The sequence below is a fragment of the Spirillospora sp. NPDC048824 genome (assembly GCF_043198455.1).
In the GTDB taxonomy this organism is placed as follows: domain Bacteria; phylum Actinomycetota; class Actinomycetes; order Streptosporangiales; family Streptosporangiaceae; genus Spirillospora.
Map to the genome: position 1 here is coordinate 78934 of NZ_JBICUS010000022.1, position 15612 is coordinate 94545.

Annotated in this window: 15 protein-coding genes and 1 tRNA gene; 6 read left to right on the top strand and 10 right to left on the bottom strand. The window is 68.0% G+C overall.

Translation table 11 applies throughout. The features are described from left to right. Positions 1-14: 14 nt before the first annotated feature. The gene (locus ACGFIS_RS32530) at positions 15-1580 is read right to left on the bottom strand and encodes a 3-hydroxyacyl-CoA dehydrogenase (RefSeq protein ID WP_392973497.1); all 1566 of its coding nucleotides are present in this window, start codon (positions 1578-1580) and stop codon (positions 15-17) included. 75 nt (positions 1581-1655) lie between these two features. After that, a complete protein-coding gene (locus ACGFIS_RS32535) occupies positions 1656-1910 on the bottom strand; it encodes a hypothetical protein (protein WP_392903269.1) in 255 nt (84 codons plus the stop codon). A gap of 184 nt (positions 1911-2094) precedes the next feature. Between ACGFIS_RS32535 and ACGFIS_RS32540 the strand changes: the two genes are divergently transcribed. Next, entirely contained in the window at positions 2095-3303 is a 1209-nt protein-coding gene (locus ACGFIS_RS32540; RefSeq protein WP_392973499.1) for an acetyl-CoA C-acetyltransferase, read from the top strand. Here the strand turns inward: ACGFIS_RS32540 and ACGFIS_RS32545 are convergent. After that, positions 3300-3896 (bottom strand): TIGR03086 family metal-binding protein, encoded by a 597-nt coding sequence (locus ACGFIS_RS32545; protein ID WP_392973501.1) that lies wholly within the window; start codon positions 3894-3896, stop codon positions 3300-3302. The genes ACGFIS_RS32540 and ACGFIS_RS32545 overlap by 4 nt on opposite strands. A 299-nt stretch (positions 3897-4195) precedes the next feature. Between ACGFIS_RS32545 and ACGFIS_RS32550 the strand changes: the two genes are divergently transcribed. Together ACGFIS_RS32550 and ACGFIS_RS32555 are read left to right on the top strand one after the other, a co-directional pair. Then, positions 4196-6343: a (Fe-S)-binding protein gene (locus ACGFIS_RS32550; RefSeq protein WP_392973503.1), complete on the top strand. Its 2148-nt coding sequence runs from the start codon at positions 4196-4198 to the stop codon at positions 6341-6343. Positions 6344-6521: 178 nt separating this feature from the next. Further along, complete coding sequence (locus ACGFIS_RS32555; RefSeq protein WP_392903279.1) at positions 6522-7271, top strand: ZIP family metal transporter; 750 nt, start codon at positions 6522-6524, stop codon at positions 7269-7271. A gap of 110 nt (positions 7272-7381) precedes the next feature. On the opposite strand, the gene ACGFIS_RS32560 is transcribed toward ACGFIS_RS32555, so the two are convergent. From ACGFIS_RS32560 to dcd, 4 genes are all read right to left on the bottom strand, one after another. After that, the gene (locus tag ACGFIS_RS32560; RefSeq protein WP_392973505.1) at positions 7382-8269 is read right to left on the bottom strand and encodes a glycine betaine ABC transporter substrate-binding protein; all 888 of its coding nucleotides are present in this window, start codon (positions 8267-8269) and stop codon (positions 7382-7384) included. A 50-nt stretch (positions 8270-8319) separates the two neighbouring features. Further along, positions 8320-9288, bottom strand: a complete 969-nt coding sequence (locus ACGFIS_RS32565; RefSeq protein WP_392903284.1) for an ABC transporter permease — start codon at positions 9286-9288, stop codon at positions 8320-8322. Further along, positions 9278-10537: a glycine betaine/L-proline ABC transporter ATP-binding protein gene (locus ACGFIS_RS32570; RefSeq protein WP_392973507.1), complete on the bottom strand. Its 1260-nt coding sequence runs from the start codon at positions 10535-10537 to the stop codon at positions 9278-9280. The genes ACGFIS_RS32565 and ACGFIS_RS32570 overlap by 11 nt, the downstream gene beginning before the upstream one ends. Before the next feature lie 202 nt (positions 10538-10739). Further along, positions 10740-11315 (bottom strand): dCTP deaminase, encoded by a 576-nt coding sequence (dcd, locus tag ACGFIS_RS32575; protein ID WP_392903289.1) that lies wholly within the window; start codon positions 11313-11315, stop codon positions 10740-10742. A gap of 79 nt (positions 11316-11394) precedes the next feature. Between dcd and ACGFIS_RS32580 the strand changes: the two genes are divergently transcribed. Continuing rightward, positions 11395-11465: transfer RNA gene (locus tag ACGFIS_RS32580), tRNA-Gly, on the top strand. Between the two features lie 246 nt (positions 11466-11711). On the opposite strand, the gene ACGFIS_RS32585 is transcribed toward ACGFIS_RS32580, so the two are convergent. Beyond that, complete coding sequence (locus ACGFIS_RS32585) at positions 11712-12326, bottom strand: tyrosine-type recombinase/integrase (protein ID WP_392903291.1); 615 nt, start codon at positions 12324-12326, stop codon at positions 11712-11714. Between the two features lie 86 nt (positions 12327-12412). Further along, positions 12413-13072: an SMI1/KNR4 family protein gene (locus ACGFIS_RS32590; protein WP_392903293.1), complete on the bottom strand. Its 660-nt coding sequence runs from the start codon at positions 13070-13072 to the stop codon at positions 12413-12415. Positions 13073-13257: 185 nt separating this feature from the next. On the opposite strand from ACGFIS_RS32590, the gene ACGFIS_RS32595 reads away from it, so the two are divergent. Continuing rightward, positions 13258-13446 (top strand): hypothetical protein, encoded by a 189-nt coding sequence (locus ACGFIS_RS32595; protein ID WP_392903295.1) that lies wholly within the window; start codon positions 13258-13260, stop codon positions 13444-13446. Positions 13447-13589: 143 nt separating this feature from the next. Here the strand turns inward: ACGFIS_RS32595 and ACGFIS_RS32600 are convergent, their stop codons facing one another. Beyond that, positions 13590-14135 (bottom strand): hypothetical protein, encoded by a 546-nt coding sequence (locus ACGFIS_RS32600; protein WP_392903296.1) that lies wholly within the window; start codon positions 14133-14135, stop codon positions 13590-13592. Between the two features lie 628 nt (positions 14136-14763). On the opposite strand from ACGFIS_RS32600, the gene ACGFIS_RS32605 reads away from it, so the two are divergent. Next, positions 14764-15498, top strand: a complete 735-nt coding sequence (locus tag ACGFIS_RS32605; protein WP_392903297.1) for an SMI1/KNR4 family protein — start codon at positions 14764-14766, stop codon at positions 15496-15498. The last annotated feature ends 114 nt before the right edge of the window (positions 15499-15612 follow it).

Below are 15612 nucleotides of genomic sequence, written 5' to 3' on the forward strand. Positions count from 1 at the left end.
GTACCCGGTCGCCGTCAGGACGTGAGGTCGGACGTGAGGTCGGACGGGACTGTGCCGGTCGCGGTGAGGGGGAGGCCGAGCGCCACCCGTTCGGCCAGCCAGGCGCTCGGACGGTAGCGCGGGTCCCCGGTGGAGGCGTGCAGGCCGCGCAGGACCTCTAGGACGCGGCCGGCCCCGGCGTCCTCACCCCACTCCAGCGGACCGCGCGGGTAGCCGAGCCCGAGCCGGACGGCCGTGTCGATGTCCTCGGGACGGGCGAGCCTCTGCTCCGCAATCCCGCAGCCCACATTCACGATCGACGCGACAAGCCGCTGAGCGACGGGCGCGGGGGCGTCCCGGACGACGGTGACGGGGCGTCCCGGGGCGGCGAGGGCCGCGAGACCGGCGCGACCGGTCTCCTGGTCGACACCCGGGTGCACGGACACGGTGAGACGGGTGAAAAACCCGCCGAACGGGTCGACGCCCAAGGTGCGCTCTAGGGGGAGGCCTTCGGTGCGGGCGGTGTCGACGGTGCTGCGCCCGAGCGGTGCGACGAGCACGACGGCCCGGCTGGACGGCTCGTCCCCCGCCTCGACCTCGACTCCGGCCGTCGACAGCAGCGCGCCCAGCTCCTCACGGACGTCGCCGTGCACCCAGACAGGGCGGGCCTCCACGGCCGGTGCCGTGACCTCGGGCGGCTCCTGCTTGGACCCGTCCACGTACTTGTAGAAGCCTTCGCCCGTCTTGCGTCCGAGCAGGCCCGCCTCCATCCGCGCCCGCCCGAGCCGGGACGGACGGAACCGCGGCTCCGTGTAGAAGCCCGTCCAGATGGACTCCATGACGGGGTGCGAAACGTCCATCCCGGTGAGGTCGAGCAGTTCGCAGGGGCCCATCTTGAGGCCCAGGACGTCCCGTGCGACCCGGTCGATGTCGACGGGCTCGGCGGCACCTTCCGACAGGATCTGCAGAGCCTCCGTCACCAGGCCGCGCCCAGCATGGTTGACCAGGAAGCCGGGTGCGTCCGGCGCGAGCACCGGTTCGTGCCCGAGACGCTGGACGAGTTCGGCGAGCGCCCCCGGGATCCACTCGGCCGTCCGCGCGCCCGGAATCACCTCGACGAGCCGCATCAACGGCACCGGGTTGAAGAAATGCAGCCCCGCGACCCTGGACGGGTCCTTCAGAGCCGCCGCGATCGCCGTCACCGGCAGAGAACTGGTGTTCGTCACGAGGATCGTGTGCTCGGGGCAGGCCTTCTCCAGGGCCGAGAACAGTTCCCGCTTGGTATCCAGGTCTTCGCGCACAGCCTCGATGACGAGATCGCACTCCTGGAACGGCGTGAGCGGCTCACCCACCGGCCGCAGCCTGCCCTTGGCGGCCTCCGCCTCACCCTCGGCCATCCGTCCCTTGCCGACGAGCTTGTCGAACATTCCGGAGACGTACTCGACCGCGTCGACCACGGCCTCCGCCCGGACGTCCGCCAGTTCCACCGTCAGCCCGCCCGCCGCCGCGAACTGCGCGATGCCGCGCCCCATCGCCCCGGCGCCGATCACCCGGATCGTGCGCACGTCCCGCGCCCAGTGCTCCACCGTGCCGCTCCGCAATGCCGCCTCCCGCGTCCGTCGGCAGGATAGTGGGGGCGTTCCGGACGCCCACGGTGCCGGGTGCCCGCTCGCGGGTCAGTCGTCGTCGCCGCCCCCGCCGTCTTCGTTCTCCCGGTCGCCGCCGTCCTCGTTCTCCCGGTCGCCGCCGTCCTCGTCACCGCCGCCGCCGTCGCCGTCCTCGTCACCACCGCCGCCGCCGCAGCCGGCCGTCACCGCGGCCGTGGCCCCCAGAACCCCGGCCACCGCCATCGCGGTCGGGACCGACGCCGGCGTCAGGGCCAGCACCGCGGCGATCAACGTCTTGAGCATCTTCATCGGCAGCCTCGCCATGACGTCCTCCCAGATCCTGATGAGCGTCCCAGGGCGGGACGCTCCACGCCGGGGCTACCCGGGCGCGGTCCGCCCCAACGTCCGAGCGGTGTCCTCCACTGGGCGGAAGCCCGCCGACACCCTGCCCGGAGCCGGGCCGTAACCTTCGAAGCGCCGCCGTCGGCACCCGAGTTGAGGAGCGAACATGCGTGAAGCGGTCATCTGCGAGCCGCTGCGTACCCCGATCGGCCGGTTCGGCGGGGTGCTGAAGACCGTCCCGCCCGTCGAGCTCGCCGCCACCGTCATCCGCGCGCTCGCCGAACGCACCGGCCTGCCCGGCGACGCGGTCGACGAGGTCGTCCTCGGCCACTGCTACCCCACCGCCGACGCCCCCGCCATCGGACGCGTCGCCGCGCTCGACGCCGGGCTCCCCATCGAGGTCGGCGGCACCCAGATCGACCGGCGCTGCGGATCGGGGCTCCAGGCCGTCCTGGACGCCGCCATGCAGATCCAGCTCGGCGTCAGCGACGTGATCATCGCGGGCGGGGCGGAGAGCATGAGCAACGCGCCGTTCTACACGACGCAGGCGCGCTGGGGCGTCCGCGGCCCGTCCCTCGAACTGCACGACGCGCTCGCCCAGGGCCGCGTCACCGCCGGCGGCGTCAACCACCCCGTACCCGGCGGGATGCTGGAGACCGCGGAGAACCTGCGGCGCGAGTACGGCATCGGGCGCGAGGAGCAGGACGAGCTGTCCGCGCGTTCGCACCGGCGCGCCGTCGCGGCCCAGGAGTCGGGGGTGTTCGCCGAGGAGATCGTCCCGGTGACCGTCCGGGGGCGTAAGGGCGACACGGTCGTCGACACCGACGAGCACCCGCGTCCCGGCACGACCGCCGAGGGGCTGGCGAAGCTGCGTCCCGTCCTCGGCAGGTCCGACGACCAGGCCACCGTCACCGCCGGCAACGCCAGCGGCCAGAACGACGCGGCCGCCGCCTGCGTCGTCACCACCCCCGAACGCGCCGCCGAGCTGGGGCTGCGGCCGCTCGTCCGGCTCGTGTCGTGGGCCCGCGCCGGCGTGCCGCCCCGCACGATGGGCCTCGGCCCCGTCCCCGCCACCGCGAAGGCCCTGGACAGGGCCGGGCTCACCCTCGCCGACATCGACCTCGTCGAGCTGAACGAGGCGTTCGCCGCGCAGGTCCTCGCCGTCGCCCGCGAGTGGGGCCTCAAGGACGCCGACTGGGACCGCGTCAACGTCCACGGCTCCGGCATCTCCCTCGGCCACCCCGTCGGCGCGACCGGCGCCCGCATCCTCGCGACCCTCTCCCGCGAGATGCACCGCCGCGAGGCCCGCTACGGCCTGGAGACGATGTGCATCGGCGGCGGCCAGGGCCTCGCCGCGGTCTTCGAAAGGGTCTAGGACGCCGCGGTCCAGGACGGGTCGCGGCCGGTGAGGGCCACGAGGCGGTCCACGGCGGGCGCGTCGCCGGGGATCTCGACGGCGGGACCGAAGAGGCCCTCGACGCCCTTGCCTCCGCTCTGCTCGACGGTCGGCGCGACGAAGGCGAGGCAGGCCTCGATCTCCTCCGTGCCGGCGTCGTAGGGCTGGCCGCTGGCGCGGGCCATGTCCCAGCCGTGCACGACCAGCTCGTTCATCGCGACATGGCCGGCGTCTTCGCCGGGCAGGTCGATGCCGCCGGCCTTGGTCATGCCCTGCCAGGCGTCCGGGGAGCGCCAGGCGGCGGCGAGCGCGTCGAGCTGCTCGGGGATGCGGGCGCGCCAGTCCGGGGGCAGGGCGGACGCGTCGGCGGACGGCGGCGGCGACGCGCCGTCCGGGAAGTCCTTCGTGGCCGCCCACGTGAAGGCGAGGGTCAGTCCGTTGACGTGGTCGATGAGCGCGGCGAGCGAGGTGCCGGTGCACGGCGTCGGCGCGGTGAGCTGGTGGTCGCGGACGCCCGCGAGCAGGCCGGCCAGGCGCTGCGCGGCGGGTGTGAGGTCGGGCATCGCGGTCATTCGAATCCTCCTGGAACGGTTCGGTGCGTACCGCTGGACGGGATGCCGGCTGGACGGCCGCCGCCCGGTGATATGGACTCGGGAACCGCCCGATACTCATCGCCGCATGAAATCCATAAGGTATGGGGATGCGTGACACCAGGGCGGTGCGTGAAATGGCCTCGTACGGCCGTAGCGTGGGTGACCTGCGCATGTGACGCATAAGCTACTACCGAGTAGTATTCGGGCCCCGGATGAAGCGCAGTCCGTCGCGAGCCCTACGCTGACTGCCATCGCCCGTACCCCAGGAGGACGGAACAGTGTTCTGGATCACGTTGGTCATTGGGCTCGCCGGAACGGCGGTCGCTCTGGCGCTCGCCGGTCGGCGGGTGCTGTTCCTGTACCAGATCGCCAAGAGCGGCCAGCCCGACCCTGAGCGAACGCTGCAGGTCAAGCGGGAGCCCAAGAAGGCCCTCGAAGGCCAGGCCGTCGAGGTCCTCGGCCAGCGCAAGCTGCTGAAATGGACGATCGCCGGCGCCGCGCACTTCGCCGTCATGTGGGCCTTCTTCCTGCTCGCCACCGTCTACGGGGAAGCGGCCGTCCAGCTGCTGTTCGGGCTTGAGGCGCACATCCCCGTCCTGCAGACCTGGGGTCCGATCGGCTTCGTCCAGGACACCATCGCCCTCGCCTGCCTCACCGGCCTGGTCGTCTTCACCCTCATCCGGTTCAAGAACTCGCCGAAGCGGCTGGGCCGCCAGTCCCGGTTCAAGGGCTCGCACCTGTCCGGCGCCTGGATCACGCTCTTCATGATCTTCAACGTGATCTGGACGATGTTCTTCTTCCGGGGCGTCGAGGTCGCCCGCGGCAACTTCGGCTACAACAAGGCCGCCTACTTCTCCCACCTGACCGGCAAGCTGTTCGAGGGCATGAGCGACGACACCCTCGAAATCCTCGAATCGGCCGGGCTCATCCTGCACATCGGCGTCGCGCTCGTCTTCCTGGTCTTCGTCGTCCACTCCAAGCACCTGCACATCTTCCTGGCACCGCTGAACGTCATGTTCAAGCGCCGCCCCGACGGCCTCGGCGCCGTCCAGCCGATGATGTCGGACGGCAAGCCGCTCGACTTCGAAGAGGCCGACCCCGACGAGGACATCTTCGGCCGCGGCAAGATCGAGGACTTCACCTGGAAGGGCTTCCTCGACATGGCGACCTGCACCGAGTGCGGCCGCTGCCAGTCGCAGTGCCCCGCCTGGAACACCGGCAAGCCGCTGTCGCCGAAGATGCTCATCCTGGAACTGCGCGACCACGCGCTCGCCAAGGCGCCCTACATGACCGCCTCGGAAGAGGAGCGGGAGAAGTTCACCGACGAGCAGAAGCTCGCCATGCAGGTGGACAAGGAACTCGTCGCCGACGACGGCGTCATCCACCCCGACGTCCTGTGGTCGTGCACCAACTGCGGCGCGTGCGTCGAGCAGTGCCCGGTCGACATCGAGCACATCGACCACATCCTGGACATGCGCCGCTTCCAGGTCATGATCGAGTCCTCGTTCCCGTCCGAGGCCGGCGTCATGCTGAAGAACCTCGAGAACAAGGGCAACCCGTGGGGCATGTCCGAGATGAAGCGCCTCGAATGGATCGAGGAGCTGGACTTCGAGGTCGAGGTCGTCGACGACAAGCTCCCCGAGGACACCGAGTACCTGTTCTGGGTCGGCTGCGCCGGCGCCCTGGAGGACCGCGCCAAGAAGACCACCAAGGCCGTCGCCGAACTCCTGCACATCGCGGGCGTCAAGTTCGCCGTCCTCGGCCCCATGGAGGCGTGCACCGGTGACCCGGCCCGCCGCCTGGGCATGGAGTTCGTCTTCCAGATGCTCGGCCAGCAGAACGTCGAGACGCTGAACGACGCGGGCGCCAAGAAGATCGTCGCGACCTGCCCGCACTGCTTCAACACCCTGGCCAACGAGTACCCGCAGATCGGCGGGAACTACGAGGTCGTCCACCACACGCAGCTGCTCGCGCACCTGGTGGAGACAGGGAAGCTCACCCCGGTCACCCCGATCGAGGAGAACATCACCTACCACGACCCCTGCTTCCTCGGCCGCCACAACAAGGTCTACAAGCAGCCGCGCGACATCATGGCGACCGTCCCAGGCGTCAAGACCCAGGAGATGCACCGCCACAAGGACCGCGGCTTCTGCTGCGGCGCCGGCGGCGCGCGGATGTGGATGGAAGAGCGCATCGGCAAGCGCATCAACACCGAGCGCGTGGACGAGGCCCTGGAGACCAACCCCGACACCGTCTCCACCGCCTGCCCGTTCTGCCTCGTCATGCTGGGCGACGCCATCAACGAGAAGAAGAACACCGGCGATGCCAAGGAGTCCCTGGAAGTCGTCGACGTCTCCCAGCTCCTGATCCGCTCCATCAAGGGCGAAGGCTCCGCCCCGGAGAAGGAGCCCGTGGCCGCCGAGTAGCGGACACCGAACGAAGGAAGGACCCCCGGCCGCCGCCTCGGCCGGGGGTCCTTCTCGTCGCCCGTCTTTCAGAGGCCCTGGACGGGAGGCGCCTGCGGTATGCCCCGCACCAGGGCCTCTGCCGCGTTTCAGGGCGCCGGGAGCGGTTCCGGACGGGTCGGCCTGGTAGAACCCAGGGATGGCCGTCCTCGTGTCCCTCGTCGCGTTCCTGATGACGCTCGTCGGGGGCGTCGCGGCGATGCGGGTACGCGACAACCGGCACCTCGTCCTCGGACTGGCCGGCGGGCTGATGCTCGGCGTCGTCGCGTTCGACCTGATCCCCGAGTCGCTGGAGATGACGCGGCACCGCCCGTTCGGCGTCCCCGCCCCCATGATCGGCTTCGCGGCCGGGTTCCTGCTGCTGCACGTCGTGGAGCAGGCCGTCGCGATCCACCGGGCCCACGAGCACGAGTACGCCCCGCACGTGCACGCCCACGGCCACGCGCCCACCGCCGGCCCGGCGGGGCTGCTCGCCGCGTCCGCGCTCGTCGCGCACAGCCTCATCGACGGCCTCAGCATCGGCCTCGCCTTCCAGTCGGGGACGGACGTGGGGATCCTCGTGGCCCTCGCCGTCGTCGCGCACGACTTCGCGGACGGGTTCAACACCGTCACCGCCGCGTCCCTGAACCGGGGCGACCGCCGGCCCGCCGTCCTGCTGCTCCTCGCCGACGCCGCCGCCCCCGTCGCCGGGGCCGCGTTGGGGACGCTGGCGCAGGTACCGGACGCCGTCCTCGGGCCGTACCTCGGGCTGTTCGCCGGCGTCCTGCTCTACCTGTCCGCCGCCGAGATCCTGCCCGAGGCCCACAGCGTCCACCCGCGCGTGATGACGCTGTGCGCCACCGGGCTCGGGCTGGCCGCCGTCCTGTTCATCGTCGGCCTCGCACACTGACGCCTCCGCGGACCCGTCCGGACACCGCGGGGGCGCAAAGGCAGAGGACCGCCCGGAAACCCGGACGGCCCTCTGGCGCCTTGGGACGTGACGCCCCTGAAGGCGGGCGGTCAGCCCGTCATGGACTGCGCGAACGAGGCGTTGTTCTTCAGCCACTCGTCCACGGCCTGGTCGGGCTTGCCCTTGTGCTTGTTCTCCATGAGGTCCTCAAGAGTCCCGAGCTGCTCGTCGGTCATCTTGAACTTCTTGAGCCAGCCGGCGACGTCCGCCTGCTCCTCACTGAAGCCCTTGCTGGCGACCGTGTAGATGCCGTCGGGCTTGCCCATGGCGCCCTTCGGGTCCTGCAGGTCGCGGATGGGGAACTTCGAGTACGCCCAGTGCGGCCGCCACAGCGTGACGACGATGTCCTCCTTGGCGTCGATCGCCTTCTTCAGCTCGGTGAGCATCGCCGCCGTCGAGGACGTCGCGACCGTGTACTCGTCCTTCAGGCCGTACGCGGGGAGCATCTCCTCCTGCGACACCCGGTACAGGCCGGAGCTCTTCTCGATGCCGACGATCTTGCCGTCGTACTGGCCGCCCTTGCCCTTGAGGTCCTCAAGCGACTTCAGCGGCGAGTACTCCGGAACCGCGATCGTCAGCGGCGCCGAGTCGTACCACGCGCCGACCTTCTCCAGCTTGTCGCCGTACTGCTTCCAGTAGTCCTCGTGGGTGCCCGGCAGCCAGGCGTCGAGGAACAGGTCGACGTCACCCTTGGCCATGCCGGCGTAGAGCGGCCCGGTGTCGAGGGTCTTGACCTCGACGTTGTAGCCCTTGTCGGTCAGCAGCCTCTTCCACAGCTGCGTCGCCGCCTCACCCTCGGCCCAGCCCGCGACCATGCCGATCGTGATGTCCTTGTCGGCCTCTCCCCCGCCGGAGCTGGAGTCGCCGCACGCGGCGGTGCTCAACCCCAGCGTCAGCGTCATCGCCGCGATGGCCAGACCCTTGAACTTGAAGCGCATTCCCGTCCTTTCGTTGACCTGCGTATAGAGAGATTGGGGGGAGCGGTTCGTCAGCCGACGAGCTGCTTGCCGGCTGCCGGGTCTGCCACCGGGTCCGCCACCGGCGCCGCCGCACCGCGGTGGGCCGTACCGCGGCCGTTCCTGCCGCGCGCGAACAGCGTGCGGAGCATGCTCGGGCCATGGGTGAGGGCACCGGTGAGGCGGTCCAGGTAGATCGCCAGGATGACGACGGCGATACCGCCCTCGAAGCCCTTGGCGACGTCCACCCGGTTGATGCCCTCCAGCACCACGCCACCGAGACCGCCGGCGCCGACCATGCCCGCGATGACGACCATCGACAGCGACAGCATGATCAGCTGGTTGATGCCCGCCATGATCGACGGCATCGCCAGCGGAATCTGGATGCGGGTCAGGATCCGGTTCGGCGGGGTGCCGAACGCCTCGCCCGCCTCGACCATCTCCGGGTCGACGCCGCGGATGCCGAGTTCGGTCAGCCGCACTCCCGGCGGCATCGAGAAGATCACCGTCGCGACCACGCCGGGGACGGCCCCGATGCTGAAGAAGAAGATCGCCGGGATCAGGTAGACGAACGCCGGCATCGTCTGCATGAAGTCGAGAACCGGCCGGACGATGCGGCTCACCACATCGTTGCGGGCCGCCGCGATGCCGATCGGAACCGACATCGCCGTCGACACCACCGCCGACACGATCACCAGGGCCAGGGAGTCCATCGAGTCCTCCCACAGCTCCATGCTGTCGATCAGCACGAAGCCGAGGACCGTGAACGCGCTGAGCTTCCAGCCGCTCACCAGCAGCGCCAGCACGGCCAGCACCAGCGTCAGCGCCAGTGGCGGCAGGACCGTCAGCGCGTCCGTCAGCCCCACGACCGACGCGTCGATCGCCGAACCGATCCCGTCGAACAGCCACCCCAGGTTGTCGGTGCACCAGCTCACCAGGCTGTCGAACCATTCGCCGACCGGCGCCCGGGGCAGCTCGATCGCGCGCACGTCAGTCGTCAACGCCGCTGCCCTCCTTCGTCAGCGCCAGTTCCGGCTCCGGCCCGTCGTCGATGACCTCGTCCACCGTCGAGTTGATCGCGCCGAGGGCCGTCAGCAGCGTCACCCGCGGTATCACGCCGATCAGCGTCCCGTCCTCGTCCGCGACAGGCACGGGCAGGTCGCTCTCGGCGCACCGGACGAACAGGTCCGCGACGGGGGTGTCGGGCGCCACGGGCTCCGGATCCTCCGGATCGATCAGCCCGTCGAGCTTCTGGACGTTGTCCTGCACCGCGTCCGCTATCACCGTGGCGCGGACCCGGCCGATCAGCTTCCGGTCCCGCCCGATCACGAACGCCGCCGAGGTCTGATGCTCGCGCATCGTGCGCAGCGCCGTCCGCGGCCCCGTCGTCGACAGGACCGTGACCAGCGGCTTCTCCATGACCGAGGACGCCGTCAGCACCCTGGTACGGTCCACATCCGCCACGAACTGCGCGACATAGTCGTTGGCGGGGTCGGTGAGGATCTCCTCGGCCGTCCCGATCTGCACGATCCGGCCCTCCCGCATCACCGCGATGCGGTCCCCGATGCGCATGGCCTCGTTCAGGTCATGGGTGATGAACACGATCGTCTTGCCGAACTGTCCCTGCAGATCCAGCAGGAGGTCCTGGACCTCCCGGCGGATCAGCGGGTCCAGCGCGCTGAACGCCTCGTCCATCAGGATGATGTCGGTTTCCGCGGCGAGCGCCCGGGCGAGCCCCACACGCTGCTGCATACCGCCCGACAGCTGACGAGGAACCTTGTCCTCCCAGCCTTCGAGACCCACCAGTCTCAGGAACTCTCGGGCCTTCTTCTCACGTTCTTCCTTCGGGATGCCGCGGACCTCGAGCCCGTAGGCGGCATTCGCCAGAACCGTCCGGTGAGGGAAGAGCGCGAAGTGCTGGAAGACCATGCTGACCTTGTTCTGCCGCAGCGCCCGCAGGGCCTTCGGCGGCATCTTCGCGATGTCCTCGCCGTCGATCTCGACGCTCCCGGAGGTGACCCCGAGCAGTCCGTTCAGCATCCGGATCAGCGTGGACTTGCCGGACCCCGACAGACCCATGACCACGAAGATCTCACCCTCGCGGACTTCGAACGAGGCGTCCACCACAGCCGGCGTGACCCCGAGGTCGCGGATCGCCTTCAGATCGGCGCCCGCCTTGAGTTTCCGTTGGGCCTCGGCCGACTTACGGCCGAAGAGTTTGGTGACGCTTTCCGCGCGGAGTACTGACACGATCTCCTTTCGGGTTCCCACGGCCGGGTGAGGCGCGGAAACGGGTCGCCTTATCCGTCCAGGCGCCCGGACGCGGCGACCTCACGCAATGAGATCGTCAACCAGACGCCAAACCAGTGCGTCGCCCGAAACTACCCGTTCAGAGAACATGTTTCATCTTTTGGTGCGTTTCGTCACGTTGGGGTCACGAATCGAGCACGTTCTACACCTTCGTACGATGGAAGTTCATGTACGACCGCGACGGCGTCGGCCCCCGCTGATCCTGGTACCGCGACCCGTACCGCTCCGCCCCGTAGGGATACTCCGCCGGCGAACTCGTCCGGAACAGACACATCTGCCCGATCTTCATGCCCGGCCACAACTTGATCGGCAGCGTCGCCACATTGGACAGCTCCAACGTCACATGGCCGGCGAACCCCGGATCGATCCACCCGGCCGTCGAGTGCGTGAGCAGCCCCAGCCTCCCCAGACTGGACTTCCCCTCCAGCCTCGCCGCCAGATCGTCCGGCAACCCGAACACCTCGTACGTCGAGGCCAGCACGAACTCCCCCGGATGGAGCACGAACGCCTCCTCGGCGTCCACCTCCACGATCCGGGTCAGATCCGGCTGCTCCACAGCCGGGTCGATATGCGGATACTTGTGGTTCTCGAACACCCGGAACCACCGGTCCAGTCGCACGTCCACACTGGACGGCTGAACCATCCCCGGCTCATACGGGTCGATCTTCACCCGCCCGGACTCGAGCTCGGCCCTGATGTCACGATCGGAGAGCAGCACGCCAGAAAACTATCCCACCCAACCCGCACCAACGATCCGGTACAGTATCCACAGCATGGCGGCCCCACCGGCCGCCCACGCGGGTGTAGTTCAATGGTAGAACTTCAGCTTCCCAAGCTGACAGCGCGGGTTCGATTCCCGTCACCCGCTCCCAAGGTGAAGGCCCAGGCCAGTGACTTATCACTGACTCTGGGCCTCTTCTGTTCATCAGCCACCGTGCCCGCTACGTGCCCGACTCCCTTGGGCTTGCGCCGCTTCTTGTTCTTCTTGCTCTTCTTGAGTTCCCGCGCGGCCATCTTGTCGAGCGACGAGGCGATCTCCCGGTCACGATCCTGCCGCGCGTGCAGGTAGACCTGTGCGGCCCGCGTGGACGAGTGCCCCATCCGGTTCATCAGCTCAGCCAGCGACGCCCGACTCGGCCGCGTAGGTGTTGCCCGTGTGGCGAAGGTCATGGACGTGGATCGCACCGACTTCCAGTTCTGCCTTCTCCAGCGCCCGAGCCCAGATCCTGGAGAAGTTGCTCTGCCGAAGCTGCCCATCCCGGACGCCGACGAACACGAACCCCTTGGGGCCGGGTTGGGCGTACTCGTCCAGGTGCTTGCGCAGGTCGGGAATGATCAGGTCGGGAAGGACGACCGTGCGCCGGCTAGCTTCCGACTTGGGCGTTCCCTTCACCAGCGGCCCCAACTCATAGACGGTTTCGTCCACCCGGACCGTCCCGGCGTCAAGGTCGAGGTTCATGCACCTAAGGCCCGCCAACTCGCCCCAGCGCAGATTGCCGAAAGTCGCGAGGAGGACGAGCGCCCGGTAGCGCGGCGCGATGACGTCGGCGATTCGGTAGACCTCGGCCACGCTCAGGACGGGCCGCTCTGGGCTCGACTCCCGGTCGGCGCCGGGTATCTGGCACGGGTTCTCTTTGATGCGCTTGTCCCGGACCGCCGTGTTGAGGATGGCGCGCAGCAGCCGATACGCCTTGGCGACCGTGACCGGCCCGAAGGACGGCTTGCTCATGGGGCCCGCCTTGAGACGAGACGTCCGCCATTTCCGAACGTCCTCTTCCCGGATGTCGCCGATGTTCGTCTGGCCGAAGGTCGGGTTCAGGTGCCGGCGACGACGGCGTTGTCGTATCGCAGCGGCTCGTGGAGGTCTCCGCGGTACTCGCTGAACAACTCCACTCGGGCGCTCACCAAACCCCGGGCCGCGATGACGTACCTGAGGTAGTCCTCCAGATAGGTCACCCGCGAGTTGTCGTACTCGATCCAGTGGTCGCCGAGGAGCATCATCTTCCAGTCTGCATGGTCCGGCTGCACGATGAACGACATCGCATAATAGAGGTTGATCGCGTCAAAATGCCGCACCATACGGCCGAAATCACTGTTGGTATAGACCGTTCCATTAAAGTCGAACTCCGGTTCAGATTCTCCTTCTTGCCATTCGAGCTGCTCCATTGTGAACTCCTCGCTAAACAGCAAATCCTCCAGCGGGACAATCCTGACAGCGCCGTCGAAGACGCCGGGGGCCGGGATCATGTACGGATCCCATTCGCTGATGAGTTGAAGGGTTCGCTCGTCGAGGCTTGATTTGAAACACCAGTAGAGGCTGACACTGCCGAGCGACCGGTAGAACCGGCGCAGCGGCGCTGGTAAGGGCGTTCCGAAACGAACTTCCGCAGCGTTGATGGATTCTTCCGGGACGGGGTCGCCCACCTCGAACTCGATCAGTTCCAGCAGGGGATCCCGCCGGATCTCCTCGGCCAATTGGTCCAACTCCGCGCGAAAATTAAAGTCCATAAAGATTATCCTCTCACAGCCGGACCCAGCCGGCGCGGTGAACGGAGATCAAGTGAAACGTTTCTGCACAGCAACGAGTTACAGTAAACCACAGCGGCGTACATGAATCTCAACGCCCGTCGTCGGTGTCCTGGCCAGTCCGACAAACCTCGATGACCTCCCTGCACTGCTGTTTCATCGAGGTGCTGCACCACGTCCGGGACGTCACCTTCGGCGAGGACGCCAACAAGATCCGCACCGGGCTCGGACCGGCGAACATGACGATCCTGCGTTACCTTATCCACGGCCGGCTCCACGAGGCCGGTACGACAATGATCAGCGTGCCGTCCATGACCAGGTAGAGCAGGCCATCCTTTCTGGCCTTGGCCAGCGCCCGGCTGAGTTTGGGGGATCGGGCCGACAGCAGCGTCACCGTCTCGTTGACGTACCGCCAGGCTGTGGTGATTCCGACCCCGAACCCGGCGCCGAGCTGCGCCTGTACGGGTCAGGGGGTGAAGTGGAACGCGCCCAGGTAGTAAGGAGTTAGGTCGTCGACCCTCTCTTCTTCTGTCGCTATCTCGAACGGCCCCGCTGGAGCCGCGTACTCGTGGTCGAACAGCATCCAGGCGTTGTACGCCTCGGTAACACCCAGTTTCTCCGCAGCCTGTACCGCGGCATCGATCCAGGTTTCGCAGTAGCTGAAGCCTGTCAGCAACTCGCGTATCGGCTGTAGGTGGCCGATGGTCGAGCCTTCCTCGTAATCGTGGTCGTACCAGCCGATGGTCTTGTTGTCCTCCTCGAAGGCAACGTTCAGCCAGATGGCGACCAGGCCGTCCCGCTCCACGAGGTCGGGGTTATGGAACATGTCATCGTCGTCATCGAACTGCTCGGGGGTGTCGGACACTTCGTCTCCAGGGTGGTGGTGCAGATATCCGGCGAGACTATCGGGGGCCTTCGGTTGCGACTTGTCTCTGCCCTTGGTGAGCGCGGGTTCGCCTGTACCGGGCAGCGGCTCCCAGGAGTGATGACGCTCGGGCTGGAAGTTGCCCACGGCGCCGGCCACTCCCCTCGGTCGCCCCTTCGGGTAGGCCCAGCGTCGTCGGCTGAACCATCGCGACCTGACTTCAGACGAGGCAAGGCGAGAGGCGCGGCAGGCGACGAGGTCGCACGAGAGCCCAGGTCAGTGGACCGAGCGCGTGCCATTAGCGTGCCATTAGGGGCGGTCATTGAGGGGTACTCGCGGTCACTTACGGGACGGGCGAACGCCAGGTCAGGAAGAGGGACGGCCGAGTCCGTCTTGGTTCCCAAGCTGACAGCGCGGGTTCGATTCCCGTCACCCGCTCACTGAGAAGGCCCAGGTCAGGGACATGATCCCCGACGCTGGGCCTTGATCGTTTATCACCGTCATCACCGGCGGGCCATTAGCGGGCGATTACGCCACCGGCACCAGCGACCCCGAGCCGTCGTCATCGTCGTCGCCCGTCCGCTTCACTCGAAGTAGCGCGTCCAGCCTCGGAAAGACCCTGCAGGAGCCGCTGTCCGCCATCTGCTCCTGGGCGCTGGAGCACCCTAGCGCCACACCCAACAGCTGACATCCGCTCTTCGGCATGAGCGCGCGGTCTGCGGCAGCAGAGGACGCCCGTACCGGTACAAAGGCGGCGATGTCTAGAGTCTGTGTCGTGAACGACACTGGAGCCGACGTCGACAAGCGCGTTGCCGAGGCGTGGGCGCGGATCGAGGCCGGCCTGAGTCGCGTCCTGCCGGCTTCCCTGCACCACCTCAATGCGCAGGCCGCGGTACAGGAAATCGATGCGGTAGAGGCCGCCTTGGCCATACCACTGCCCTGGGATTTCCGCGCTAGCCTCCGCATTCACGACGGAACCTACCCCGGTCCGACCCTGCCGCCCCCTGAGCCCAGCCCGGTACCGCTTACTTATCTCTGCGACACCAACGAGATCATCGAGATGACCCGGATGTGGCGCGACAACCACCATCCGGAGCCGGACTGGGACGATCCCCAAGTCTGGGCATACCTGGCCGATACGAAGATGCTCTGGCTGAACGGGCCGGTACGGCCGATCATCGGCTCGCCGGGCGCAGTGGTCGTGGGCGACATGAATGGCGACGTGCAGTGGCTGCTCGACTCTGATCCGGCACCGGGGGGAACACCCGGACAAGTGGTTCGGGTCGACGTCGAATGCGCCTCATGGGACGTGCTGGCCCCGTCCTGGACGCAGCTGCTTGTCCGCTACGCCGAAGATCTGGAACTGTACGCGGCTGATCCTGACAACTCGACTCTAGAGATCGATCACCTCGGACCGGCCTGCGAATGGGGCAGCACGCCGGCGGACTCTTGGGGGATGCGCCCCGCATGGCTCCAGGACGTTCAACCCCACAGTCCATATCCGACATGATGGCCCTCCGCGCGACTGTCGGCTCTTCTGCTGTTCCCGTGGGTCGTTGACCGGCGGCGAGGTGGCTGCTGTGGCTGTGTGGCCTGGATAAACGAACACGCCGTACCCGGCGTA

Bases quoted from the DNA above. Each gene is read 5' to 3' on its own strand.
- ACGFIS_RS32535 (WP_392903269.1), bottom strand. From the start codon at position 1,910: ATGGCGAGGCTGCCGATGAAGATGCTCAAGACGTTGATCGCCGCGGTG.
- ACGFIS_RS32540 (WP_392973499.1), top strand. From the start codon at position 2,095: ATGCGTGAAGCGGTCATCTGCGAGCCGCTGCGTACCCCGATCGGCCGG.
- ACGFIS_RS32545 (WP_392973501.1), bottom strand. From the start codon at position 3,896: ATGACCGCGATGCCCGACCTCACACCCGCCGCGCAGCGCCTGGCCGGC.
- ACGFIS_RS32555 (WP_392903279.1), top strand. From the start codon at position 6,522: ATGGCCGTCCTCGTGTCCCTCGTCGCGTTCCTGATGACGCTCGTCGGG.
- ACGFIS_RS32560 (WP_392973505.1), bottom strand. From the start codon at position 8,269: ATGCGCTTCAAGTTCAAGGGTCTGGCCATCGCGGCGATGACGCTGACG.
- ACGFIS_RS32585 (WP_392903291.1), bottom strand. From the start codon at position 12,326: ATGAGCAAGCCGTCCTTCGGGCCGGTCACGGTCGCCAAGGCGTATCGG.
- ACGFIS_RS32595 (WP_392903295.1), top strand. From the start codon at position 13,258: ATGACCTCCCTGCACTGCTGTTTCATCGAGGTGCTGCACCACGTCCGG.